Origin of the sequence: Rhodococcus sp. USK13 (assembly GCF_018343855.1) — a bacterium.
GTDB lineage: Bacteria > Actinomycetota > Actinomycetes > Mycobacteriales > Mycobacteriaceae > Rhodococcus_F > Rhodococcus_F oxybenzonivorans.
Genome location: NZ_CP069242.1, coordinates 6,614,052 through 6,640,555, shown reverse-complemented (window position 1 = coordinate 6,640,555; position 26,504 = coordinate 6,614,052). Strand labels below are relative to the sequence as shown.

Sequence of the window (26,504 nt, the reverse complement as noted above, 5' to 3'; positions counted from 1 at the left end):
TCGGGGCTTGCTGCTGCGTCAACGCAGTAGTTCGTATCGGCGACTCTATGAGAACCGGGCACGTCGACGCTAGTTGCCCTTCCGATAGTGTTCCTCTAGTTAGGGTCTGCTTACTTGTCGGGAACCGTCAGGGTGGGAGTTGTCTGCGTGAAGACTGGTGGCGCCGCAATTCTGCGTCGAGCTCTGGTGCGCAATCGTGTGCGCCTGGGTATCGGCACAGTTCTGGTCTGCCTGCATCAGGTGGCCGAAACGCTCGTGCCGATCGCAATCGGCGTCATCGTCGACCGCGCGGTGGCGACGGGCGATACGTCGGCGCTGGTGGTCTGGCTGTGTGCTCTTGCCCTGCTGTTTGTCGTTCTCACCACAGCGTGGCGGTTCGGTGCCCGATTCCTCGTGCTGGTGATGCAGAACGAGGGACACCGGCTGAGGATGGAGGTGGCGCACCGAATACTCGACCCCCGCGGCGTGCGCACCGACCTGCGCGCCGGGGAGTTGCTCTCGGTGTCCTCGACCGACGCAGATCGGTCCGCCTTCATCGCGGACATCGTGCCGCGCGCGGCCTCGGCCCTCACGGCAGCCGTCGGCTCGGCTGTCGCCCTGCTACTCATCGACGTCCCGCTCGGGCTTGCGGTCCTCGTCGGAACGCCCGTCATCCTGGGTCTCTTGCAACGTGCGGCCCCGCTCATCACCCGACGAGCCACCGACCAGCAAGCCGCGGTCGCGCGGGCCTCCGGCATGGCCACCGACCTGGTGAGTGGGCTTCGTCCCCTCCGCGGGATCGGCGCCGAGGACGCTGCGTCGCAGCGTTACCGCAGCGCGAGCCGGGATGCCCTCGACGCCACCCTCCACACCGCGCGAAGCTCGGCGGTGTTCACCGGCGTGTCGATGACCGTCAGCGCACTGCTCGCCGTCGGGATCGCGGGATTCGCGGGTTGGTTCGCTCTGGAAGGGCGGATCACGATCGGGGAACTGATCACCGTCGTCGGCCTCTCACAGTTCTTCATCGAACCGCTCGGCGTCCTGGCGGGTCTGCCGGGATCTCTCGCACTCACCCGGGCATCGGCAGATCGGGTGGCGTTGGTCCTGGACGCCGAACCGCTGTTGCCCGCGGGTTCCGGCCTCATCCCGGCCGGCAGCGAGCTGTCGTTGTCGGACGTGAGCTACCGGTCTCTCACAGCGCTGGACCTCCGGGTCGGTTCCGGTGAGTTACTCGGCGTCGTCGCCTACCGGCCGCAGGACGCCGAGGCGTTGGCCGCGCTGCTGTCCGGGCAGGTTCCGCCCGAGCGCTACCAGGGAGAGGTGACCGTCGGCGGCGTTCGACTCTCGGATGCCGAGCTGGGACACGCGCGACGGACTGTGCTGGTCGAACCCCACAACGGTGACCTGTTCTCCGGAACGGTGGCGTCGAACGTCACCGCAGGCCGGCCGGATGCGCCGGAAGCCGAGGTCCAGGCGGCCCTGCGGGCGTCTGCAGCGGTCGATGTCATCGATGCACACCCGGACGGTCTCGACCACGAGGTGACCGATCGCGGGGCGTCCTTGTCCGGCGGGCAACGCCAGCGCGTTGCGCTCGCCCGGGCGCTGATGAGGAGGTCTCCGGTGCTGGTGCTGCACGACCCTACAACGGCGGTGGACGCGGTGACCGAACACATGATCGCCGGAGGTATCGCCGACTCGAGGCACCGCGATTCCGCGGGAAGCGGCCAGACGACCATCCTCCTCACGAGCAGTCCTGCGTTGCTGTCGGTGACCGAACGCGTCGTCGTCCTCGACGAGGGAACGGTCGTCGCCGAGGGCACGCACGCACAGTTGGCCGCCGAGGACGCGCACTACCGGCGGGCGGTGCTGCGATGAGTGAACTGCTCCCCATCGCGTCCGCACGCGACACCTGGGTATGGCTGAGAACCGAGCTGGGCCGGCGGCGCGGACGAAGCCTGCTCACCCTGCTCGTGGCGGCCTCTGCCGCCGGGATGGCACTGGTGCCCGTCTACGTGTTCGGTGTCCTCGTCGACCGAGTGCAGGCCGGCGCCCCACCGTCGACGATCGGGGGGGTGGTCGCGGTGATCGCCTCGGCCGCTGTGATCGGCGGAGTCTGCGCCGGCTGTGCGTCGTTCCTCATCCGGAGTCTCGGGGAGGGGATCCTCGCGGACCTGCGGGAGCGGACCGTCGACCGGGCGCTACGGCTTCCGGTGCAGACGATCGAACGCGTCGGCAAGGGCGACTTGCTGTCCCGGGTGGGCGACGACGTGGCGGTGATCGGCAAGGCCGTGAGCGATGTGGTGCCCAACCTGGTGACGGCGATACTTCTGGTGCTGCTGAGCATCGTCACGATGCTGGGCATCGACTGGCGTCTCGGGCTCGCGGGCATGGTGGCCTTGCCGATGTATGCGCTCGCGATGCGCTGGTATCTCCCGCGGTCGGCCCCCGTCTACGCGAGCGAACGCGTGGCGATGGGCGAGCGCTCGCAAGCGCTGATCAGCAGCATGCAGGGTGCCCGCACGGTGCGGGCCTACGGTCTCGAAGACCTTCACCTCGGACAGATCGACGACGCCTCGCGGAAAACCCGGAATCTGTCCGTCGGCGTGTTCGCACTCTTCACCCGCTTCGCCGGTCGCGGCAACAGAGCCGAATTCGTCGGTCTGGCGACCATCCTCGCCGTGGGCTTCGCGCTGGTGCAACGCGACCTCGTGACGGTCGGACAGACCACCACCGCTGCTCTGCTCTTCCACCGATTGTTCAATCCGATCGGCATGCTCATGTACACCTTCGACGAGGTGCAGTCGGCGGGCGCAAGCCTCGCGCGGCTCGTCGGGGTGGTTGCTCGGCGAGACGAGGCCGGTGGCGTCGCAGGGGTCCCTGCTGCTGCCGAATCGACCCTCGAACTGGTCGAAGTCCGGCACACCTACGACGGCGAGCATGACGTGGTGCACGGCATCAGCCTGCGCGTCGAGGACGGCGAACGAGTCGCACTGGTCGGGTCGACAGGGGCCGGGAAGACCACTGTCGCAGCGATTGCCGCCGGGTCGATCGTCCCCACGTCGGGTTCGGTGCGCATCGGGGGCACCGCGCTGTCGGAGTTGTCGTCGCGCGAACTCCGCCGTCGGGTGGCCATCGTCAGCCAGGAGGTACACGTATTCGCGGGGCCTCTCATCGACGACCTGCGCCTGGCGGCCCCCGGTGCCTCCGAGGAGGACGCGGCCATGGCACTGAAGACGGTGGGTGCCGCCGACTGGGTGAACGCGCTCACCGATGGTGTCCGCACCGTCGTCGGCGAGGGTGGGCACGAACTGACTGCTGCGCAGGCACAGCAGTTGGCTCTGGCCCGCCTCGTCCTCGCTGATCCCGCGGTCGCCGTGCTCGACGAGGCAACTGCCGAGGCCGGCAGCGCCGGGGCACGGGACCTCGAGGCATCCGCCGAGGCTGCGACCCGCGGTCGGACCACGCTGATCGTGGCGCACCGGCTCACCCAGGCCGCCACTGCCGACCGCGTCGTGGTGCTCGAACACGGCCGGATCGTGGAGGAAGGACCGCACTCTGCACTCGTCGACGCAGGCGGCCGCTACGCGCAGCTCTGGTCGGCGTGGGAGGGGCGCTGACCCCCTGGAACATTACGGGCGAATGTACCTTTCGGCGCTCCTGAGGCGTTGAATGGCACTTTCGCCCTCGGATGGTGTCCGCGCGAGACGTTCAGCCCAGGTAGCCGCCGCCGTGGGGGAAGAACTCGGTGCCGGCCAGCTCGGTGCCGTCGTCGAGGCGGACGCGCCGGATCTTGAGTCCCTTGTTCCTGCCGGTGCGGGCGTCGGGTCCGGCGACGATGACCATGCCGTCGCCTTCGTGGATGAAGACACGCCCGGGGGTTCCGCCGTAGTTGCCCTCGGACACTGCGGCCTCGAGGATTCTGATGCGCTGGCCCTTGTAATGGGTGAAGGCGTTGGGATACGGGTCGGACTGCGCGCGAACCAGCCGCTCGATGGCGTCGGCCGGCCAGGTCCAGTCGATGCGACTGTCCTCGGGCGCCCGCTTGTGGAAAAAGGTGGCCTGCGAGCGGTCCTGCGGTGTCCAGTCGGTGCGGCCGGTCGCGATGAGGTCGAGGGCGTCGAGGGTGATCGGTCCGATCATGTCGACGGTGCGGTGGAACAGGTCGGTGACGGTGTCCGTGGGTCCGACCGGGGTGGCCCGCTGCAGGACGATGTCGCCTGCGTCGAGTTCCTCGTCCATGAGGTGCGCGGTGAGCCCGACCTCGTCTTCACCGTTGATGAGCGCCCAGATGAGCGGTGAGAATCCCGTGTACTTGGGCAGGAGGGAGTCGTGGATGTTGAGGGTGCCGTAGCGGGGCGAGTCGAACACGTCCCGCGGCAGCCATGTGCGCCAGTTGTTGGCGACGATGATGTCGGGGTCCGCTTGTTTCAGGGCCGCCTTGAAATCTTCGTCGGGCTTGTTCGCGATATGAACAGGGACGCCGTGCTCAGTGGCCAGATCTGCGACGGAGTCGGCCCACATCTGTTCGTAGACGTGCTCGCTCTTGGGATGCGTGATCGCAAGGACGACCTCGTGCTCCGACTCGAGCAGGGCCCTCAGGGTACGGTGACCCCAGGTTTGATATCCGAGTGTGGCGACTCTCAACGCGGTCCTCCTGGACGAGCTTGACGATCAGCGCCGCACAGAAGCGGCAGCAATGCGAGCTTAGGCTATCCAACCCAATTTGGGAGACCGCCCTTGGAAGGAAGGCAGACATGACGATCGCCACGATCAACGGAATATCCTTGAACTACCAGGTCAAAGGGTCCGGCGATCTCGTGGTACTCATCATGGGCACCGGCAGTCCGGGACGTGTGTGGGATCTCCACCAGACCCCCGCGCTCGTCGACGCCGGCTATCGTGTCTGCACTTTCGACAACCGCGGCATCGCTCCTTCCGCCGAGAGCGTGGAGGGCATCACGATGGATGACCTCGTTGCGGACACCGCGGCACTGATCGAACACCTCGGCGGCGGGCCCGCACGAGTTGTCGGCACCTCGATGGGTGCCCGGGTCGCCCAGGAACTCGCGTTGTCGCGCCCGGACCTCGTCTACAAGGCCGCCTTCCTCGCCGGTCATGCCCGCATGGACTACTTCCAGCAGACACTCACCGAGGGCGAGCGCGCGCTGCACGACAGCGGCGTCGAGCTTCCGGCCAAGTACCGGGCGGCGGTCACCGCGGTGATGAATCTGTCTCCGGCCTCGCTCGTCGACCCGCACACCGCCAGGGATTGGCTCGATCTCTTCGAGTTCAGTGGCGGCAGGACGTCCGCCGGTGTGCGCGCTCAGATGGAGATGGATCGCACGTTCGACCGCCGGCAGGCGTACCGGGCGATTACCACACCGTGTCTGTCGGTCGGGTTTGCCGACGATCGGATGATCCCGCCGTATCTCTCTCGTGAGGTCGCCGAGTCCATCCCGTCGGCTCGCTACTACGAGATCCCAGATGTCGGGCACTACGGCTACCTCGAGCAGCCCGAGGTCATCAACAAAGTTCTGCTGGAGTTTCTCGCGGACTGAGCGTTCCGGTCGACGTAGGGGGTTGAGCCGCCGGCGTTACAGTGATATTTGGCACCTGTGAAGAAACTGGGAATCGGTTGTTGCTGGTGGGTAGCCTAACCTAAACTCCGTCGGGTGCTGGTCGTGCGACGAGCACTCTCGACGGACGATCGGATCACCATGTCACCGGACCACTCGGCGGCTGCCCAGGCTCAGTTCCTCTCTGCAGAGAGCGCGCATACGTCTGCTTCTATGCCGACCGCGCTGCCCCTCACTGCCGCGCAGTCCGAGGTCTGGGTGGGGCAGGAGCTGCACCCGGGCAGCCCGGTGTACAACCTGTCGCTGGTCGTCGAGGTCGCTGGTCCGATTGATCTGAACCGCACGATCGCCGCTGTCCGGAAGACGGTCGAACGTGCCGAGGCGCTGCACGTGCGTTTCGAGCGGGGAGACGACGACGAGCTCCTGCAGGTGCCCACATCCCCCGACGATTGGTCCCTGAGCGTCGTCGACCTGCGCGCCGACGAGGATCCGGAGTCCAGTGCGCGTGCCTGGATGGACCGTGACATGCAGACCGTGGTCTCTGTAGGGAGCAAGGAGCCCTTGTTCCACCACGCCCTGCTGCGCACCGGGGACGAATCGTTGATCTGGTACCAGCGATATCACCACAGCATCATCGACGGCTATGGCATCACACGGCTGGTAGCGGACGTCGTCGAGCGCTACGACGACCCCGATCTCGAGACCGCCGCCGGCCCCTGGCCCCTCGACTCGCTGCTTGCCGCCGATCGCGAATACCGCGGGTCTGCGCAATTCGCAGCCGATCGCGAATTCTGGCTGCAGCAGGTGATCGACGCACCGGAACCCCCGCGGTTGCTCCCTCTTGTCGAGGACCGGTCGGAAGCACCGATTTCGGCAGTAGTCGAGATCGACGGGGAGGACGCCGACGCCCTCTACGCCTTTGCCGCCGACGCCGGAATCCGCCGCACGCGGCTCCCTCTCGCGATCCTGGTGGCGTACATCCACCGGATCACCGGCAGGCGCGACCTCACGTTGTCGCTGCCGATGGCGGCGCGGATTGGGCGCGACATGCGCCGGGTGCCCGGGATGGCCTCCACCATCCTGCCGTTGCGGATTCAGGTCGATTCCGGCATGACTGTGGGCGCGCTGGCCCGGCGAATCGACACGACACTCGTCTCGGTGCTGCGGCACGGCCGTTACCGCGGTGAAGATCTCGCCCGGGACCTGCGATCGATCGACCCGGACCGGCAGATTTTCGGACCAGGTATCAATTCGATGATGTTCGAGCATTCGCTCACGTTCGGCGGGTTCCCGGCGTGGGTGCGGAGTTCGGCCACTGGACCGGTATCGGACCTCGACTTCTCCATTCGCGGAGGACAGGATTCGGAAGCCATCGAAATCGATCTACGCGCGCCCTACGGCCTGGACGCCGAACTCGAGGAACACCGTCGCCGGCTCGAACACTTCGTCGGCCAGTTCGTCGCCGACCCTTCCGCGACCATCTCCACTCTCGACCCGTTGACCGAGGCCGAACGTCACCAACTGCTGACGGAATTCAACGACTCGGGGCGCGCACAGGAGTCGGCGACGATCCCCGAACTGTTCCAGGAACAAGTGCGACGCAGCCCGGATGCGGAGGCGCTGGTCGCCGGCGAGATCCGCCTCACCTATCGCGAGCTCGGTGAACGGGTGGCTCAGCTCGCCCAGCACCTGCGGCTTCGTGGCGTGGGATCCGAAGACGTTGTGGCCGTGGGGTTACCGCGCTCGGCCGAGATGGTGGTCGGGCTCCTGGCCGTGGTGTGCGCGGGCGGCGCCTTCGTTCCCCTCGACCCGTCGTGGCCGCAGGATCGTCGCGTTGCCGTACTCGAGGACGCGGGGGCGGGCCTCGTCCTCACCGGACCCGGCCGGGTGGCGGACGCCGGTGGCAGCGCCGTCCCGGTCGACCTGGCGGACTGGGCGTACGCGGGCTACTCCACCGACCTGCCAGCTCTCACCGTGCAAGGTGCCCGACTGGCGTACGTCATCTTCACCTCGGGATCGACGGGCCGGCCCAAAGGTGCGATGATTCGCCACGACGCGGTGTGCGCCCGCTTGCTGTGGCAGCGTGACGAAATTCTGCATTTCGGAACCGGGGACGCGTCGTTGTTCAAGGCCCCCTTGTCTTTCGACATCTCGGTCAACGAAATTCTGCTGCCCCTGGTGTCGGGTGGGCGGCTGGTGGTGGCCGAACACGGCGGGGAGCGCGACCCTCAGTACCTGCTCGACCTCATCGCGCAGGAGTCGGTGACGTTCGTCTACCTCGTCTCCTCGATGCTCGATGTACTTCTCGACCTGTCGCGGGGCACGGATCGGATGTCGGTACTGAAGCATGTGTGGTGTGGCGGTGAGGTTCTCACACCGGAACTGTTCGAACGTTTCCGCGCTCAGTTGTCGACGACGCTGTATCACGGTTACGGTCCGGCGGAAGCGACCATCGGTGTGTCTCACGTCGTGTACCGGGAAGACGCCGCACGGATCGCGACGTCGATCGGCCGCCCCAACCCCGGCACCCAACTCTATGTTCTGGACGGCCACCTGAACCCGGTACCGCTCGGTGCGAGTGGTGAGCTCTACGCGGGCGGATTCCTGCTCGGACGCGGGTATGTCGGAGCGTCGGCGCTGACGGCGGCACGCTTCGTTGCCAATCCCTTTGCCGCCGACGGTTCACGCCTCTACCGCACCGGTGACCTGGCCCGGTGGACCCCCGACGGTTCGCTCGACTTTCTCGGCCGCGCCGATAATCAGGTGAAGATCCGGGGGATGCGCCTCGAACTCGAGGATGTGGAGGCGGGACTCGCCGCGCATCCCGCCGTGCGGCACAGCGCCGTGGTGGTGCGGGAGACGCCGACCGGCGCCAAGTATCTCGCCGCCTACCTCGTGCCCGACTCCGGTTCGGCACTGGACGATTCCGAACTGCGGACGTGGGCGTCGTCGAGACTGCCCGAGTACATGGTGCCGTCGGCTTTCGTGATTCTCGACCGGTTTCCGCTCACGGCCAACGGCAAACTGGATCGGCGGGCCCTGCCGGAACCCGATTTCGGCGCGGCGGGGAACAGGGTCGCCCCGCGTACCGCCGTCGAGGAGTCGTTGTGCGCGTTGATGGCCGGAGTCCTCGGGGTGGAGTCGGTCGGGGTCACCGATGACTTCTTCGCCCTCGGCGGCGACAGTATCGTCGCCATCTCGTTGGTGAACCATGCCCGCAGGGAAGGGTTGTCGATCAGTCCGCGCGAGGTGTTCCAACTCCGCACCGCCGAAGCGCTCGCCCGGGCCGAGGCCGGACGCGAGGTGGCAGCGGTCGACACGGACGACATCGCGTTCGGCGCTGTCGCCGGCACTCCCATCCTCGCCCGCATCAGCGAGGCGGGGGACGAGATCACCCGGTTCCATCAGTCGGTGCTGGTGCAGACCCCACTCGAATTCGACGAACAGTGTGCGCGCGAAGCGCTCTCGGCCGTCGTCGAGCGGCACGATGCCCTGCGAGCACGGTTGGTTCGCGGGAAGCGGTGGGCACTGTCGGTGCCGCATTGGGATCCCTCCTCTGCACCCGACGTGCTGCGCGTCGTCGAGGTCGAGGGCAGGATGGATCAGCTCCTTTCCGAGCGGCTCGACGGCGAAACCGAGGCAGCTCTCAACCGGCTCGATCCTGACGCCGGCGTGATGTTGCAGGCCGTCCTCTTCCGGGCGGCCTCCGGTCCGGGCAGGCTGCTTCTGATCGGGCACCACCTGGTAGTCGACGGCGTCTCCTGGCGCATCATTCTCGAAGACCTGGCGCAGGCGGGAACTGCTCTCATCTCCGGTGCCGAGCCCGCCCTTGCGCCCGTCGGCACGTCGTTACGCCGGTGGTCTGCGCTGCTCGAAGAACGCGCACACACAGGATCTTTCGATGCCGAGCTACCGTTCTGGAAGGCAGTGACGTCGACTCCCGAACAGATGCTCGGATCCCGTCCACTCGACCCCGCGGTCGATCTGGCCGGTCAGGCCGAAACTCTCACGGTCGCACTTTCGCCCGAGTTCACCCGCCCGCTGCTTTCGGCCGTACCCGCGGCGTTCTCCGGATCGGTCAACGACGTGCTGCTCACCGCGTTCGCCGTGGCCGCTTCGAGGTGGCGGGCCGGTCGTCGAGCGGAGGCCGTGCCCGGTCCGGTCCTGCTCGATCTCGAAGGGCACGGACGCGAAGAAGACCTGGTGCGCACGCCCGGTGGACCGACGGTCGATCTGTCTCGGACCGTCGGCTGGTTCACCACGGTGTATCCCGTGGCGATCGACCCCGGTGGGGCAGACGGCGACGAGGCGCTGGCGTCGGCGCTGAAGGCCGTCAAGGAGCAGCTGCGCAGCATCCCGGGAGCCGGTTTCGGTTACGGGGCACTGCGTTACCTCGGTGACTCGGTGCCGGAACTCGGGCACGCGCCGACCCCTCAGGTGCTCTTCAACTACCTCGGCCGAGTCGCGGCCGGGGGAGAGGTCGACTGGTTGCCTCAGGCGATGGGCGGCGCCGACGACCCACGCATGCCGCTCGGGCACGTCCTGACTTTGAACGTGATTGCCGAAGACGGCGGGGACGGGCCGGTGCTGAGCACCTCCTTCACCTGGGCGCCCGGAATTCTCGGGCGGGACGACGTCGAGGCGCTCGCCGAAGAGTGGACCACGGCGTTGTCGGCCGTAGCCGGGATCGAACGCCTGGGCGGGCGCACACCCTCGGACTTCCCGCTGGTCGGATTGACACAGCACGACGTCGACGCGTTGTCGGGTCCGTCCGATGTGCTCCCGCTGACGCCGTTGCAGGAGGGAATCTACTTCCAGTCGGCGTTCGAGGACATGGATTCGGACCCCTACGTGGTGCAACAGGTCATCGAGCTGAGCGGCCCCGTCGACCCCAGCGCACTACACCGGGCCTTGCAGACCGTGGTCGATCGGCACGCTGCGCTGCGCACCGGAATCTCGTCCGTGTCGGACGGCCGGATCGTGCAGGTGATCCGCGACGGTGTCCGGGTACCGATGGACGTGCTGGACCTCACCGAAGTCGCGGACCCGTCCCAGCGGATCGAGGAGGTGCTTGCCGCGGACCGCTCTCGTGGCTTCGTCTTCGACCGGCCGCCGCTGCTGCGCTACACGCTCGCCCGACTGGAGTCGGAGAAGTATCTTCTGCTGCAGTCGATCCACCACGTGATCGCCGACGGGTGGTCGGTGCCGGTGATGCTGCGCGAGATGCTGGCCCTCTACAGCACGTCGGGTACACCGCCGGTGTTGCCGGCGCCCACCCCGTACCGCAGCTACCTCGAATGGCTGGCGGGGCGCGACCGGAACGCGTCCCTCGAGGTGTGGCGAGAAGCGCTCAGGGACCTACCGGAGCCTGTGGAGTTGCACCGCACCGCGTCCCCGAGCGAGTCCGGCATTCGCAGCGTGCAGGTGGCGTTGCCGGCCGCGGACACCGACGCACTCGTGGCCGTCGGCCGGGCCCGCGGACTGACCCTGAGCACGCTCGTGCACGGCACCTGGGGACTTGTCGTTGGCCGCCTCACCGGCACGGACGACGTGGTGTTCGGATCCACGGTGTCCGGGCGCGGCGGCGACCTGCACGGAATCGAAGCCATGGTGGGGTTGTTCATCAACACCGTCCCGGCGCGACTACGGTATCGGCCCACCGAAACGGTGGCCGAGGCGCTCACGCGATGGCAGGACGAGCAATCGGCGTTGCTCGACCACCAGCATGTCGGACTGGCCGAACTGCGCCGCGATGCCGGCTTGCACACCATGTTCGAGACACTCGTCGTCTTCGAGAACTATCCGCTGGGTGACGGCGCTGCCACCGACCCGTCCGGCTCCGTACACCTGACGAACGTGCGTTTCGACGAGCACCCGCCGTACCCGATGACGCTGATCGTCGTGCCCGGTGACACGGTGATCCTCGAGCTGAAATACGATGCCACACGCATCGATTCGGCGACAGCCGGCCGTTTCGCCGAATCGATGGTGGCTTATCTTCGCGAGGTCACTCGCGACGCCGACCAAGCAGTGTCGAGTGTGGTTCTGGCTTCACGTCGACCGGTCCACCCGGCCGTGCCCGATGCGCGTCCGGCGTTGCCCGACACGACACTCACCGCTCTTCTCGCGGAGCAGGCAGCCCGAACACCCGACGCGGTGGCCGTCGTGTTCGAGGACGAACAACTTACCTATGCCGAGTTGCATTCCCGGGCCAACCGTCTCGCGCGGCTGCTGATCGAGCGTGGCGTCTACCCGGGGTCCAGGGTGGCCGTGGCGTTGCCACGTTCACTCGGCCTGATGGTGTCGCTGCTGGCGATCGGCAAGGCGGGCGGAGCCTATGTGCCGCTCGACACCGGCTACCCCGCAGAGCGATTGGCATACATGCTCGAGGACGCGCACCCGGTGTGCGTGGTCACCGACAGCGGAACCGCCGCTCTCGTCACCGACGCAGGCGTTCCCCAGGTGCGTGTCAGCGAAGCGGACGACTACTCGTCGGCGCCGCTGCCCGAGACGGGCTCGCCGGGCCATCCCGCGTACGTGATCTACACGTCCGGTTCGACCGGTCGGCCCAAGGGCGTCGTCGTGCCGCACGCCGGTATCGTCAACCGACTGCTGTGGATGCAGTCGTTCCGGCCGATCACCCCATCGGACAGGGTGCTTCAAAAGACTCCGGCCAGCTTCGACGTCTCGGTGCCCGAACTCTTCGGCCCTCTCCTCGCGGGCGCTACCGTCGTACTCGCGCGGCCGGACGGACACAAGGATCCGGGCTATCTCACGGATGTAATCGTCGAAAAGTCGGTAACCAGAGTGCATTTCGTCCCCTCGATGCTCGAGGCGTTCCTCGCTGAGCCTGCCGCGGCCGGATGCACCGGGCTGCGGATCATCGCCTGCAGCGGTGAGGCATTGCCCGTGGCGTCGGCACGGCGGGTGGCCGAGGTGCTGCCGGGTGTGGAAGTGGACAACCTGTACGGGCCGACCGAGGCCTCCGTGGAGGTGAGCTACGCGGCGTCGGTGCAGAACATCGACGCTGCAGCGTCGTCGGTGCCGATCGGCTTCCCGACGTCGAACACCGGCTTGTACGTCCTGGATCGGTACCTGCATCCGGTGCCGCCGGGTGCATCGGGAGAGCTGTATCTGTCGGGTCCGCAGGTGGCCGACGGATACCTCGGCAGGGCAGCGCTGAGTGCGGAGCGGTTCGTCGCCGACCCGTTCTCACCTTCCGGTACCCGCATGTACCGCACCGGCGATATCGCACGGATCAATGCTGACGGAGCCGTCGAGTATGTCGGCCGAGTGGACGATCAGGTGAAGCTGCGGGGCTTCCGAATCGAGCTCGGCGAAATCGAGGCGCACCTGTCGGCCTGTCCCGGAGTGCGGCAGGCGGCCGCCGTCGTCCGTTCGGACCGGCCGGGCAGGCAGCAGTTGGTGGGCTACCTCGTGGGTGACATCGACCTCGACGACGTTCGTGCCCGGCTGAGTTCCGCTCTGCCCGAGTACATGGTGCCCGTCCTCTTCGTCATCCTCGACGCCTTCCCGCTCACCCCGAGCGGCAAGCTGGATCGCACCTCTCTTCCCGCGCCCGCCCTCCCGGCTCCGGCCGCGTCGGCACACGCCGGCGGCAACGACACCCCGGAAATGCTCGCCGCCCGTTTCGCCGAGGTCCTCGGGCTCGACGTGGTCGGGGTGGACGACGACTTCTTCATGCTCGGTGGAGACAGCATCCTGGCCATCCGGCTCGTCAATCTCGCACGGCGGGAGGGGTTGACGATCACCCCGCGCCAGATCTTCGAGCAGCGGACACCGGCTGCCCTCGCGAGGCTCGCAGGTGACACGCCGGCCGCCGTGGCCGAGGCCGCAGTGCCTGTCGAGTCGGGGACGGGGGCGCTGTTGCCGCTTCCCGTCGTCCACCGGCTGTCCGAGTGGAGCGGCGAGAAAGACCGCTTCAACCAGGCCGTTCTCCTGCACACACCGGCCGGCACCAGCAGCGACGTGCTCACTTCCGCGCTGCGCTCGGTGATCGCCCATCACGACGGGCTTCGCCAGCACCTGATCCGGCATGCGCCCGGAGTCTGGTCACTCGAGATCACGGAGACGGCGGAGGCGTCGATCCGCCGGGTCGACGCGACCGGACTCGACGACAAGGCACTGCGTCAGCTGGTGGCCGCGGAATCCGACGCCGCCACCGACCGGCTCGACCCCGACAGCGGGATCATGGTGTCGGCCGTCTGGTTCGACGCGGGACCGGACGAGCTCGGCAGGCTTCTGCTCGTCGCCCATCACCTGGTCGTCGACGGGGTGTCCTGGCGAATCCTCGTCGAAGATCTCGCCATGGCCTGGGTGGCCGCTGACAGCGGACAGGTCGCGGCACTCGATCCGGTGCCCACGTCACTGCGGAGGTTCTCGCGCATCGTCACGGAACAGGCGCACGAGCCGACACGTCTCGCCGAACTCGACCACTGGCTCGAGGTCACCGCACCGGGCGCCGACCTCGTCCCCGGTGTCTCCGATACCGCGGTGGTGAGCAGTGGCGCTCGTCGCACCGTGCGCCTGGACTCCGCGCTGACGAACGCGCTGCTGACCACCGTTCCCGCAGCGGTCGGCGCTGACGTCACGGACGTGCTGGTCGCCGCACTGCGGCTGGCCGTCGACCGGTGGCGCGCAGCGAGCGAACGCAACCAGGACCTCGTGGTGGACCTCGAACGGCACGGCCGCGAGGAACTGGTTCCGGGACTCGACCTCTCGCGCACGGTCGGCTGGCTGACCAACGTCGCCCCGGTGCGGTTGCCTAGCGCCGGCGGCCCACTCGACACCCTGAAGGCCGTCAAGGAACAGCTGCGTGCGGCGCCCGACGGCGGCATCGGATACGGCATGTTGCGGTACCTCAACGCGCGGACCGCTCGACTCCTCGGGTCGCGGTCCGAGTCCCAGGTGTTGTTCAACTACCTGGGCCGGATGCCACACGCGGTGTCCGGGCCGTGGACCCCGGCGGCCGAATCCGATTCCCTCCTCACGGACCCCGATTCCGATTTCGGCGCGCCCTACCGATTGGTGATCAACGCGCTCTGCGAAGACGGCGAACAGGGTTCGCAGCTGCACGCCGTCTTCGCCTGGTCGGGAGACGACCTGAGCGAGGACGACGCGATCGCGCTCAGCGAGGGTTGGGCGTCGGCTCTCGGCGAGTTGGCGGAGTCGGTATCCGAACATCGTGGGCCGGCGCTACTGACCCCGTCGGATCTGCCGCTGGTTCGCCTGACCCAGGATGAGATCGACCGCATCGCGGCGACCTGCCCTGCGGGCGTGGAGACGGTGCTCCCGTTGTCACCACTTCAGGAAGGGTTGTACTTCCAGGCAGGGTTCGCGGCAGGTTCGGACATCTACACGGCGCAGTTCTCGCTCGATTTCGCGCACCGACTGGACCCCGACCGCCTTGCCGCTGCGCTGCGCACCCTGCAACGACGCAACCCCACGCTCCGGGCGGGATTCGTCAGTGACGGGCTCTCGGCTCCGGTGCAATTCGTCAGCGCCGGGCTCGACGTGCCGATCACCGAATTCGATCTTCGGGATCTGGGTGACACCGAACGGGCCGACTACGCCGAGCATTTGGCCTCCCGCGACCGTCTGACGCCGTTCGATCTGACGGCTCCGCCGCTGTGGCGCGTGATGGTTCTCCATCTCGCCGACGATCACGACCGGTTGGTGGTCAACCGGCAGTTCCTGCTGTGGGACGGCTGGTCCAACGGCCTGGTGGTGAGTCAACTTCTCGCCCTCTACGATTCGGCGGGCGACGACTCGAGTTTCGGTTCCCCGGAGGGGACCTTCGAGGACTACCTGACCTGGCTGGCCGCACAGGACCCGGACGCAGCGCAGGCGGCATGGACGGAAGCCCTCCGCGGACTCGAGGAACCCACCCTGGTGGCCGCGGCAGCGGTGGACGACCCACAGCCGCCACAACGTCGGGACGCCGTGCTCGATGCGGACCTCAGTGAGCGCCTTCGTGCCGCCGCCCGCGGTGCCGGTGTCACCTTCAACGCCGTACTCAATGCGGCACTGGCCGTCGTACTCGGGATCGAAACGGGAAGAGCGGACCTGGTGTTCGGCACCACGGTGGCCGGCCGGCCCCCCGAGGTGCCGGGCCTCGACGCCGTCGCCGGCATGTTCCTCAACACGGTCCCGGTCCGCTTGACGTTGCGTCCCGGCGAGACCGTCACCGAGCTGCTGCGCCGGGCGCAGTCCGAGCGGCTGGCGCTGACCCCGTACGACTACCTCGGTCTTGCCTCGATTCAGCGCGTCTCGGACCATCGGCAGCTCTTCGACGTGCTGTATGTGCTGCAGAACTTCGTCGATGAGAAGCAGGTGTCGGCGCTCAACGCCGCCCACGACATCAGCGGCGGCGACAGCATCGACCACACCCACTACCCGCTGACCGTCGTCGTGACGCCGGGCGCCAGCGTGAAGGTGAAGTTCGAATTCCATCCTCATCGCGTGTCGCAGTCGCGGGTGGAAGCCATGCTGGCCCGCTTCGTGGACCTGCTCGCACAGTGGTCCACCGACATGTCCGGGATGGTGGGCAGTATTCCCGGTGGGGCCGCGGTCACCCCGCCGGCGACCAGAGCGTTGCCCGACGCGACCATCGCCGACCTGTTCGCGGACGCCGCCCGGCAGCGCCCGGACCACTCGGCTCTCGTCTTCGGGGACCGCACGGTGACGTATGCGGAACTCGACGCAGACATCAACCGCATGTCGCGGCTCCTGCTCGATCACGGCGCCGGCCCCGAGAAGATTGTCGCGCTGGCAGTTCCGCGGTCGGTGGAGATGGTCGTGGCGTTGTTCGCCGTGCTGCGCACCGGATCCGCCTACTTGCCGCTCGAACTGGACCACCCCGCCGAACGCCTGGTGGGCATGCTCGACGATGCACGCCCGGTCACCCTGGTGACCACCGCCGAGGTCGCGGGCACGCTGGCCGCGGCCCACGTCGACGTCCTCGCGGTCGATACCGCGCTTCTCGACACCGTGTCTTCGGAGCCGCTGTCCGATGACGAACTCGGAAGCTTCGTGCCGGGGACGCCGGGACGGCTGGACCATCCGGCGTACGTCATCTACACGTCGGGATCGACAGGCAAGCCGAAGGGTGTGGTCACCCCGTACCGCGGTCTGACCAACATGCAGTTCAACCACCGCGAGGCAATCTTCGAACCGGTGGTGAGCGCCGCGGGTGGCCGGCGTCTGCGCATCGCCCACACCGTCTCGTTCGCGTTCGACATGTCGTGGGAGGAACTGCTGTGGCTCGTCGAAGGCCACGAGGTCCACATCTGCGACGAGAACCTCCGCCGCGACGCCGAAGCCCTGGTGTCCTACTGCGACACCCATCGGATCGACGTCGTCAACGTCACACCCACGTACGCGCAACACCTGATCGAGGAGGGATTGCTCGACGACGGTGACGGACACCATCGGCCACCTCTCGTGCTGCTCGGCGGCGAGGCCGTGTCGGATTCGGTATGGAACCGTCTGCGGGACACCGAGGGAACGTGCGGTTACAACCTGTACGGCCCCACCGAGTACACGATCAACACCCTCGGGGCAGGCACCGGCGACAGCGTCACTCCGACGGTCGGAACCCCCATCTGGAACACCTCGGCGTATGTACTGGACGCCTGGCTGCGTCCGGTCCCGGACGGAGTTCCCGGTGAGCTGTACATCTCCGGTGTCGGGCTGGCGCGCGGCTACCTCGACCGGTTCGCGTTGACGGCGGAGCGGTTCGTCGCCGATCCGTTCGGCACATCCGTACGTATGTATCGGACGGGCGATCTGGTCCGCCGCCGTGAGGACGGGAATCTCGACTTCCTCGGCCGCACGGACGATCAGGTGAAGATCCGCGGCCACCGGGTGGAACTCGGCGAAATCGCGTCGGCGCTCGAAGCGTTGGACGACGTGCGCCAGGCCGCAGTGGTCGTCGATACCGGCCCGGGTGGTTTCAAGCGGCTCGTGGGCTACACCGTCCCCGTGAGTACTTATCAACCGCGGGATGTTAACAAGTACTCACGGGCGCTGCGCGCAACCCTGCCGGACTACATGATTCCGGCCGCGGTCATCGAGGTCGAGTCGTTGCCGATGACCGTCAACGGCAAGCTCGACGTCAAGGCGCTCCCGTCTGCGGAGGAGGTGCTCGGCGTCCACGCCGGTGCGCGCACCGAGCCGCGGGACACCACCGAACGGGTTCTGTCCGACCTGTTCGGTGACATCCTCGGCGTTCCGGCTCCGGGTGTCGACGACAACTTCTTCGACCTCGGCGGGCACTCGCTGCTGGCCACCCGTCTGATCAGCCGGGCCCGGGCCGCCCTCGACACGGACCTCGTCATGCGCGACCTGTTCGAGGCGCCCACCGTCGCGGAACTGGCCGACCGCATCCGGGGTAACACGGGGTCGACGCGTCCCGTGCTGACCGCGAGACCGCGCCCCCGAAATCTCCCGCTTTCGGCTGCGCAACAACGCTTGTGGCTTCTCCAGCAGATGGACCCGGGTTCGGCGGCCTACAACTTCCCGATCGTGCTGCGACTGCGGGACGGGCTCGATCCCGGGTTGCTGGCGCAGGCGCTGGCCGACGTGGTGGCGAGGCACGAATCGCTCCGCACCGTGTTCGGGGAGCACGACGGCGAACCGGTGCAGGTGATCCTCGGCGATGTGCGACCCGACGTCTGCGTGGTGGACGGCACGGATGCCGATCTCTTCCGACTGGTCGGTGACACGGTCGGGCGCCCGTTCGATCTGGCGACGGAGATCCCGATCCGAGCGGCCCTGATCCGGATCGGTGACGAGCAGGTGCTGGCGATCGTGTTGCACCACATCGCCACCGACGAATGGTCGGACCGGCCGTTCCTCCGGGACCTGATGACGGCCTATGCTTCCCGGGCGCAGAATGCGGCACCGGCATGGGAACCGCTCGACGTGCAGTACGCCGATTACACCCTGTGGCAGCGGGAGATGCTCGGCGATCCGCAGGACCCGTCGAGCCTGGTGAGCCGTCAACTCGACTACTGGGCGAAGACTCTCGACGGGGCACCCGAAGAACTGGTGCTTCCGGCCGACCGCACCCGCCCTGCGCGACCGAGCTTTTCGGGTGGTGCCATCGAAACGGTGCTGAACGCCGCCACCACGCGCTCGCTCCGTACCTTGGCGCGCGCCACCGGCACGACCATGTTCATGGTGATGCACGCGGCATCCGCGGCGTTGCTGCACCGGCTCGGTGCGGGGGACGACCTGCCGATCGGGGCACCCGTCGCGGGCAGAAGCGAGCAGGGTCTCGACGACTTGATCGGGTTCTTCGTCAACACCGTCGTGTTGCGGACGGACGTGTCCGGCAATCCGACGTTCGACGAGTTGCTGGGTCGGGTCCGCGGCATCGACCTGGCTGCGTTCGCGCACTCGGACGTGCCGTTCGAAGCGGTGGTGGAGAAGGTCAATCCCGGCCGCACCCTGGCCCGGAATCCGCTGTTCCAGGTGATGGTCGGCTACCACAGCCGGACGGCGGATGCTGCTCTCGCGCCTGGTCTTTCGGTGACTCCGGTGCAGTTCGAGGAGCGCACCGCCAAGTTCGACCTGGTGTTCAACTTCACCGAGTACCTCGACGAGGACCGGGTGGAACTGCGTCTCGAGTACGGCAGCGACCTGTTCGACCGCGACACCGCGGCGAAGATCGCACGTCGACTGATCTCCGTGTTCGACACGGTCGCAGTGCAGTCGGACGTTCCGGTCGGTGATCTCGACGTATTCCTCGACGACGAACGAGAACTGGTGGTGCGTGGGTTCAATGACACCGCGCTGCCCGTGGCGGAGGAAACGTTCTACGAGGCGTTCGCACGCCACGTGGATGCCGCTCCGCACGCCGTCGCTGTGGTCGACGAGCACGGTCAGGCGTCCTATGCGGAATTGAGTGCACGCGCCGACCGCATTGCGGCACTGCTGCATCGTCGCGGGGTGTCGGTCGAGAGCGTTGTCGGACTGGCTGTTCCGCGGTCGGCGGACATGGTGGCCGTGGTTCTCGCCGCACTGAAGCTGGGTGCCGCCTATCTGCCGCTGGACCTGAACCATCCGTCCGACCGCATCTCGTACATGCTCGCCGACTCCGGCGCGCAGGTACTCGTGACGACCGTGTCGGAGAGCCCGCGCATCGCGGAGGTCGACGGGCTGAGCCGCGTCCTCCTCGACGACGCATCGATTCTCGCCGAACTCGACACCGCGCACGGCGAAGATCTGCCGTGTCCGCCGCGAGGTGTGGACCACGCCGCGTACGTCATCTACACGTCGGGTTCCACCGGAAAACCGAAGGGCGCGATCCTCACCCACGACGGCATCCCCAGCCTGGTGGCCACGGCGCAGGAGCGGATGCGACTGGTGCCCGGTTCGGTGGTCATGCAGTTCGCATCGATCGGCTTCGACGTGGCGGTCTTCGAGCTGTCGATGGCCCTGTGCACGGGTTCACGTCTGGTCATCGTCCCGGACGACGCCAGGGTGGCAGGACCCGAACTCACCGACTTCATGGCCGAGCACGCGGTGACGCACGCGATCATCCCGCCGTCCCTGCTGGCGGCGCTTCCCGCAGGGTGCGTCGTCCCCGAGGGATGCACGGTGCTGGTGGGCACGGAAACGGTGCCGCCCGAGCTGATCGGCCGATGGGCGGAGAGGCTCAATCTCCTCGCCGCGTACGGGCTCACGGAGGCCACCGTCAACAACACTCTGTGGCAGGCCGAACCGGGCTGGACCTCGGCCGTGCCGATCGGCATCCCCGACCCCAATGAGCAGGCGTACGTGCTCGACGACCGCCTGCAGCCGGTCCCGCCCGGGGTGGCGGGGGAGTTGTACATCGCCGGGCGTGGGCTCGCACGTGGGTATCTGGGCCGGCCCGACCTCACCGCGGCACGCTTCGTGGTTTCGCCTTTCGGGGCCGCGGGTTCGCGGATGTACAGGACGGGTGACCGGGCGCGTTGGCGGGCAGACGGCAACATCGAGTTCCTCGGGCGTGTCGACGATCAGGTGAAGATTCGTGGATTCCGCATCGAACTCGGCGAGATCATCGCAGCGCTCGGGAGTCATCCGGGTGTCAAGCAGGCTGCTGTGGTGGCAGACAGAGAGGGCGACATCGTCCGGCTCGTCGGCTATGTGACCCCGTCGGAGGATTCCCTGTCCGACGCCGTGGACCCACGGGCCGTGCGCGAGCATGTGGCCACACGACTACCCGACTACATGGTGCCCACCCTGGTCGTGGTGCTCGACGGCGATCTGCCGTTGACGCCGAACGGAAAGCTCGACCGCAAGGCGCTTCCTCGGCCGGACTGGTCCGCGTTGACGGGGGACGGTACCCCCCAGACGCCGGAGCAGAAGGAGATCGCCGGGGCGTTCGCGGAGATACTGCACCTGCCGTCGGTGGGAATTCACGACAACTTCTTCGACCTCGGTGGAAACTCGATGGCGTCGATGCGGTTGGTGGGCAAGATCCGTCAGCGATTCGGCGTCGACATCGGCATCCGCGACATCTTCGACCGGTCCACGGTGGCCGAACTCTCGGCGATCGTGATCGCCGCAGGCGGAAGCGGGAGGCCGGTGCTCGCACCGGCGTACCCACGCCCGGACGTGGTGCCGTTGTCCGGGCCGCAACGCCGGTTCTGGAACCAGTTCCGCGCGGCTGGAAGCGACGCGACGGCCAGTCATGCACTGTCGCTGCAACTCCGCGGGACGGTCGATCCGGTGATCCTGGCGCAGGCGTTGGGCGATGTCGCGTCCCGTCACGAACCGTTGCGCACCGTGTATGTCGAGATCGACGGCACCGTGATTGCGCAGGAAGCGGTTCCGCCGACTCTCGACGTGGTCGACGTCGGCGACGGCGACGTGCATCGCACGGTCTTCGCGCTGGCCCAGAAGCCGATGGACCTCACCGAGGAGCCGCCGCTCCGTGCCCACCTCGTCGGCGGCGCGGACGGAACCCAGGCCCTGCTCCTCGCAATGCACTACATCGCGGTGGACGAGTGGTCGGTGGTGCCGTTGCTCGGGGATCTGCTGGGGGCGTACGCCTCGCGTTCGGACGGCAATGCCCCGGAGTGGGAACCGCTGCCGGTGAGTTACCCCGACTACGTCGTGTGGTCGCGGTCGCTTCTGGGCGACCCGGCGGACCCGGGCAGTCGGCACGCCCGACAGCTCGCGTACTGGCGGGAGCGGCTGGCCGGACTACCGGCGCAGTTGGAGTTGCCTTGCCCGGTTTCGCAGTCCGCGCCGCAGGCGGAGATCGTGCCCGTGGAGATCGACGCGGATCTGCACGCCGCGATCGATGCGCTGGCGAGCCGTACCGGAACCAGCCTCTTCATGGTGTTGCAGGCGGCGCTCGCGACCGTCCTGACGCGGCACGGTGCCGGTACGGACATTCCCATGGGTTCTCTGGTAGCGGGACGCCCGGAGGAGGCACTGGACCACCTGATCGGCTGCTTCTTCAACATCGTTGTGCTGCGGACGGACACGAGTGGAGAACCGGATTTCACGGAGCTGTTGCGGCGTATCCGTGCGAACAACCTCGATGCCCTGGACAATCAGGACATCGCCTTCGCCGAGGTCGTCGACGCCCTCGGCGAAGGCGACGCGAGGGTGATGCGTCCGCAGATCATGCTGGTGCATCACGAGCAGGCACGCCTGTCGCATCTCGGTGCGCTGGACGGGTTGATGCCGGTGCCGGTCGGAGTGCCGGATGCAGACCTGACTCTGAGCTTCTACGAGCCTGTCGGAGAGGGGGCGGTGCACGCCTACTTCTCCTTCTCCTCGGCAGTGCTGGAGTTCGACACCGTGGCGAGGTGGGCCGCGGAGTTGACGGCGCTCGTGGCGAACTGGAGCGGGGAGGTGGCATGACTTCACGTGATCCGGATCGCAGAGTCGGTGCCGAGATGGCTGTCCCAGAGGGGCTTTCTTCTTGGTACTGTGCTCGAAATAAGGATAGGCTTCACTACCTTCTAGGGCAGACGGCAGCTGGGTCGGGTGCGACGCGGCGTCGAGGACGGGACAGCGTGCTATGAACGATTCGCCGCAAATGGTCGATACGGATCTCCCAGTGCGAGATGTCGTGGGTGTCGGGTTCGGACCTGCGAATCTCGCACTGGCGATTGCCATCGAGGAACACAACGCGAACTGCGCGCCGGGGGAGCAGATCAGCGCGCAGTTCCTGGAGAAGCAGGATCGTTTCGGGTGGCATCCCGGAATGCTGCTCGACGGGGCGACGATGCAGATCGCTTTCCCCAAGGACCTCGTCACATTCCGCAACCCGCGCAGCGCGTACACCTTCTTCAACTACCTCTTCGAGCGCGGACGTCTCGTCGATTTCGTCAATCACCAGACGTTCTTCCCCACCCGGCACGAGTTTCACGACTACCTGCAGTGGGCTGCCGGACGTGTCGGCGCGGACGTCCGGTACGGCACGGCGGTGGAATCGGTGCGAGGAATCCGCAACAGCGAGGGAATGATCGACCGTTTCGAGGTCCGGGCGTCGGACGGCACAGCGGTGATCGCCCGCAACGTCGTGATGGGTGCGGGTCTGCGCGAGCGTATTCCGGAGTGGGCCACGCCCTCCATGCGGTGCTTCCACAATCATCAGTTCCTGTTCCGCATCGGTGAGTTGCCCACCCTCGCCCACCGGCGATTCGCCGTTCTGGGGGCCGGCCAGAGTGCTGCCGAAATTGTGCAGTACCTGCACGCCAACTACCCCGATGCCGAAGTCCACAGCGTCTTCTCGCGGTACGGCTACAGCCCGGCGGACGACAGTCCCTACGCCAACCGAATCTTCGACCCGGAGGCCGTGGACGATTTGCACGGCGCACCCGAGGTCGAGCGCCTGCGGCTGCTCGATGTCCATCGCAGCACCAACTATTCGGTGGTAGACATCGAACTCATCAACGAGCTGTATGCCAAGGAGTACCAGGAGCGGGTTCGTGGTCGCCGCCGCCTCTTCATGCGCCGCGCCTCCGAGATCGTCTCCGTCGAGGAAAGTTCGGACGGCATCGATGTTGCGGTACGCAGCGCCGTCGACGGCCTCACGGACACACTCGCCTGTGATGCGTTGATTCTTGCCACCGGGTTCACTCCGGCGCCTCTCGAACCGCTCCTCGGCGAACTCGCACCGGCTGTGCACCCGCCGCGTGAGGTGGGGCGCGATTATCGGCTGGCGGTTTCGCCGGACGTCACAGCGGGAATCTACCTTCAGGGCGGCACGGAGAAAACGCACGGAATCACGTCGTCGCTCCTGTCGAACGTTGCCGTGCGGGCGGGAGAGATCTTGACATCTGTCGTAACACGGCGTGGCCGGATCGGCACGCTTGCTAGTGTGAACGCACAGGACACGTATGCGACAAGCGAGGCGAGATGAGCACCAATCCATTCGATGACGAAGAAGGCCGCTTCTACGTGCTGGTGAACGACGAAGAGCAGCACTCTCTGTGGCCGACGTTCTCTGAGGTGCCGGCGGGCTGGCGTGTGGTTTTCGGCGAAGAGAGCCGCGCAGCATGCCTCGAGTACGTGGAGAAGAACTGGACGGACATGCGGCCGAAAAGCCTGCGTGAGGCCATGGAGGCCGACGAGAAGTCGGGTGGTCGTCACAGCGTCGACAAGAGCTGACCTGCTCGGAGCTGCACTGCGGTGACAGCTCACCGAGTCCACGACCGTTCGATCCGCCCCGGTTGGGACGGATCGAACGGTTCTGTGTCTTTCAGGCCGCCCTGGGCGTTTCCACGGGCTTCTGCCGCCTCGTCTTGATGACGGGGCGGCGGATGTTCTCTGTGTACCGCAGAATGCGCGGCCTCCGGAGGGTCCTGGCCAGCCATTCGCCGAGTGTGACGCCCGCCGCGAGTGCGCAGCCGATACCGAAGGCGGCGAGCAGTGAGCTCAGTCCGATCACTACCTCGTTGTTGAGCAGTGCATACAGCCCTCGATACAGCGAGAGGCCCGGAAGCAGTGGGGTGATGCCGGCCACGGCGACCACCAGAGGCGGTGTGAGCGCTCGGCGAGCCATCAGACCACCGGCAAAACCGACCACTGTCGCCGCGAGTGCGGAGCCGATGATGGGCCCCACTCCGAACTGATGCGCCACCATGTAGACCAGCGACCCGGCCGCACCGCCCATCCAGGCCGCCGTCAGCGCGCGCTGCTCGGCGTAGCAGGCGAGCGCGTAGAACATCGATGCGAACGCGCCCGACATGACCAGCACGGGCAGTTGGGTGAGTTCGTCGATCTCCACGTTGACCGGCGGAAGTGTGGAACCGAACAACCCGGTGACCCGCAGCGAGATGGCCACACCGGCGATGATGCCGCCGGTCATCATGACCACTTCGAAGAATCGGGCGGCCGCGGTGATGGGTGCGCCCGTGATGGCGTCCTGGACGGAGCCGACCAGTGACAATCCAGACAACAGCACCACCACGCCGGCCGCAATGATCTGCGACGGTCGAACTTCGACACCCAGCTGATCCTGGAACGTATAAAGAGTGGCGGCCGGGGCAGCGGCAACGAGACCGCCAGCCACCTGCTGGAAGAAGAACGGCAGCCCCACCCGGTTGAGGACGCGGTTGACCCGGTAGATCACCATCGTCGTGAGGAAGGCGACCGACGCCACCAGCACCCCACCACCCATCAACACGGAGATGGATGCGGCCATCGACGCCCACGCCAACGTCGCGATCCACCGGTTGTAGGGGTGCGGCGCCGTCGTGACAGCGGTGAGTGCCTCGTGGGCCTCGCTCGGAGTGACGGCCTCGCGGCGGATACGCCGAGTGAGGCGGTCGACCGCGGCGAGGCGGGTGAAGTCCATGGAGCGGTAGTGCACGATCCGCATCGTGCTCGCGGGGGGAAGAGTGGGCCCGCGGTAGGCGGAGAGGACGATCGAGTTGTAGGTGACGTCCACGTCGCACTGCGCGAGGCCGTAGGTCGCCGCGATGAACTGCACCTGTTCGGCGGTGTCCATCGCGCCCGTACCCGAGGCGAGCAGAACTTCACCGACCCGGACGGCGAGGTCGAGAACCTCGGCAACCACCGCGTCATCGGTGAGGTCGATCGGCTGGAGTGGTGTCGGCGCCGCCGTCACCGTGTCGACGGTGGCCCGGCGGTCGCCGGTCAAACGCTGGAGCGTGTCTGTGAGCTTTGCCATACCCTCTGTGAGCTTCGCCATACTACGTGTCTGAGACACGATCCTTCTCGGTCAAATCGGTTGCTTTCAACGCTGCATCGAGTGTCTCGTGGCGGAAAGTGGAGATGACCTGATCGTGGACTACTCGGAACGCGGACGCCACAATACTCGTCTCCTCGGGTGCGGTCGCCCACGTGGCCTGCTGTTCGACGACGATGACGCCGTCGTAGTAATACATTCGCTTCGGGATCAGCGTGATGTTCGCGGTCGACGCCCATTCCCGCAGCGGCGTCAGGCCCTGGGTCGCACCCTTCGGTCCACCCATCTCGATGTCGTCACTCGACAGCGACAGCAACGTGTCGATGTCGCCGGAGTTGAGGGCGTCGTGCCAAGCAAGGACAGTGGCGATCTCCGAGGTACTCATGGCATCAACGCTATCCAATATGGCCGGAGGACGACGGCGTTCTCCTTATGGATATGATGGGCGCGCGTGTCCGCCTCCTTAGCTCAGTGGTAGAGCACTCGCCTTGTAAGCGAGCGGTCGTCAGTTCAATCCTGACAGGAGGCTCTCCGACCGATCCTCGTGCCGAATGCGGCACGAGGATCCGGGGCCCCTACGGAATGAACGTGTCCCTCAGCAGGGCGGCGGGGTCGGCGCTTTCCCCTGAGTCCGCCGTCGACCCACGGTCGGGGCGGCTCGCGGTGTCGGTGAGGTCCTCGCGCCGACCACGTGCCCGGGCTCGTCCCTTGACCTTGTCGAGAAAATTGACCATCGGCACTCCTTTCATGTTGACCACAAATGC

At 67.0% G+C, this 26,504-nt stretch carries 10 protein-coding genes and 1 tRNA gene; 7 read left to right on the top strand and 4 right to left on the bottom strand.

All coding sequences use genetic code 11. The annotated features are described in order from the left end of the window. Positions 1–147: 147 nt before the first annotated feature. Positions 148–1,854 (top strand): ABC transporter ATP-binding protein, encoded by a 1,707-nt coding sequence (locus tag JQT59_RS33220; protein ID WP_213573704.1) that lies wholly within the window; start codon positions 148–150, stop codon positions 1,852–1,854. Continuing rightward, positions 1,851–3,596 carry an ABC transporter ATP-binding protein gene (locus JQT59_RS33215; RefSeq protein WP_213573702.1) on the top strand — a complete coding sequence of 582 codons (1,746 nt, stop codon included), beginning with the start codon at positions 1,851–1,853 and terminating at the stop codon, positions 3,594–3,596. Before JQT59_RS33220 ends, JQT59_RS33215 begins: the two co-directional genes overlap by 4 nt. Before the next feature lie 91 nt (positions 3,597–3,687). On the opposite strand, the gene JQT59_RS33210 is transcribed toward JQT59_RS33215, so the two are convergent. After that, positions 3,688–4,623 (bottom strand): methionyl-tRNA formyltransferase, encoded by a 936-nt coding sequence (locus JQT59_RS33210; protein WP_213573700.1) that lies wholly within the window; start codon positions 4,621–4,623, stop codon positions 3,688–3,690. 110 nt (positions 4,624–4,733) lie between these two features. Between JQT59_RS33210 and JQT59_RS33205 the strand changes: the two genes are divergently transcribed. From JQT59_RS33205 to JQT59_RS33190, 4 genes are all read left to right on the top strand, one after another. Then, positions 4,734–5,537 carry an alpha/beta fold hydrolase gene (locus tag JQT59_RS33205; protein WP_109326929.1) on the top strand — a complete coding sequence of 268 codons (804 nt, stop codon included), beginning with the start codon at positions 4,734–4,736 and terminating at the stop codon, positions 5,535–5,537. Positions 5,538–5,696: 159 nt separating this feature from the next. Further along, positions 5,697–22,442 carry a non-ribosomal peptide synthetase gene (locus JQT59_RS33200; RefSeq protein ID WP_213578298.1) on the top strand — a complete coding sequence of 5,582 codons (16,746 nt, stop codon included), beginning with the start codon at positions 5,697–5,699 and terminating at the stop codon, positions 22,440–22,442. A gap of 160 nt (positions 22,443–22,602) precedes the next feature. Beyond that, entirely contained in the window at positions 22,603–23,949 is a 1,347-nt protein-coding gene (locus JQT59_RS33195; RefSeq protein WP_213573698.1) for a lysine N(6)-hydroxylase/L-ornithine N(5)-oxygenase family protein, read from the top strand. Continuing rightward, on the top strand, positions 23,946–24,197 hold the full coding sequence (locus JQT59_RS33190; RefSeq protein WP_109326935.1) for an MbtH family protein: 252 nt from the start codon (positions 23,946–23,948) through the stop codon (positions 24,195–24,197). Before JQT59_RS33195 ends, JQT59_RS33190 begins: the two co-directional genes overlap by 4 nt. A 91-nt stretch (positions 24,198–24,288) precedes the next feature. Here JQT59_RS33190 and JQT59_RS33185 read toward each other — a convergent pair whose 3' ends face one another. Together JQT59_RS33185 and JQT59_RS33180 are read right to left on the bottom strand one after the other, a co-directional pair. Continuing rightward, the gene (locus tag JQT59_RS33185) at positions 24,289–25,722 is read right to left on the bottom strand and encodes a threonine/serine exporter family protein (RefSeq protein ID WP_213573696.1); all 1,434 of its coding nucleotides are present in this window, start codon (positions 25,720–25,722) and stop codon (positions 24,289–24,291) included. A gap of 22 nt (positions 25,723–25,744) precedes the next feature. Next, the gene (locus tag JQT59_RS33180; protein WP_109326936.1) at positions 25,745–26,125 is read right to left on the bottom strand and encodes a nuclear transport factor 2 family protein; all 381 of its coding nucleotides are present in this window, start codon (positions 26,123–26,125) and stop codon (positions 25,745–25,747) included. Positions 26,126–26,197: 72 nt separating this feature from the next. Here JQT59_RS33180 and JQT59_RS33175 point away from each other — a divergent pair. Further along, positions 26,198–26,269: transfer RNA gene (locus tag JQT59_RS33175), tRNA-Thr, on the top strand. A 46-nt stretch (positions 26,270–26,315) separates the two neighbouring features. Here the strand turns inward: JQT59_RS33175 and JQT59_RS33170 are convergent. After that, complete coding sequence (locus JQT59_RS33170; RefSeq protein ID WP_213573694.1) at positions 26,316–26,474, bottom strand: hypothetical protein; 159 nt, start codon at positions 26,472–26,474, stop codon at positions 26,316–26,318. Between the last annotated feature and the right edge of the window lie 30 nt (positions 26,475–26,504).

Excerpts from the sequence above, each read along its gene's own strand:
- JQT59_RS33195 (WP_213573698.1), top strand. The coding sequence starts at position 22,603 with ATGAACGATTCGCCGCAAATGGTCGATACGGATCTCCCAGTGCGAGAT.
- JQT59_RS33185 (WP_213573696.1), bottom strand. The coding sequence starts at position 25,722 with ATGGCAAAGCTCACAGACACGCTCCAGCGTTTGACCGGCGACCGCCGG.
- JQT59_RS33215 (WP_213573702.1), top strand. The coding sequence starts at position 1,851 with ATGAGTGAACTGCTCCCCATCGCGTCCGCACGCGACACCTGGGTATGG.
- JQT59_RS33205 (WP_109326929.1), top strand. The coding sequence starts at position 4,734 with ATGACGATCGCCACGATCAACGGAATATCCTTGAACTACCAGGTCAAA.
- JQT59_RS33170 (WP_213573694.1), bottom strand. The coding sequence starts at position 26,474 with ATGGTCAATTTTCTCGACAAGGTCAAGGGACGAGCCCGGGCACGTGGT.
- JQT59_RS33190 (WP_109326935.1), top strand. The coding sequence starts at position 23,946 with ATGAGCACCAATCCATTCGATGACGAAGAAGGCCGCTTCTACGTGCTG.
- JQT59_RS33180 (WP_109326936.1), bottom strand. The coding sequence starts at position 26,125 with ATGAGTACCTCGGAGATCGCCACTGTCCTTGCTTGGCACGACGCCCTC.
- JQT59_RS33200 (WP_213578298.1), top strand. The coding sequence starts at position 5,697 with ATGTCACCGGACCACTCGGCGGCTGCCCAGGCTCAGTTCCTCTCTGCA.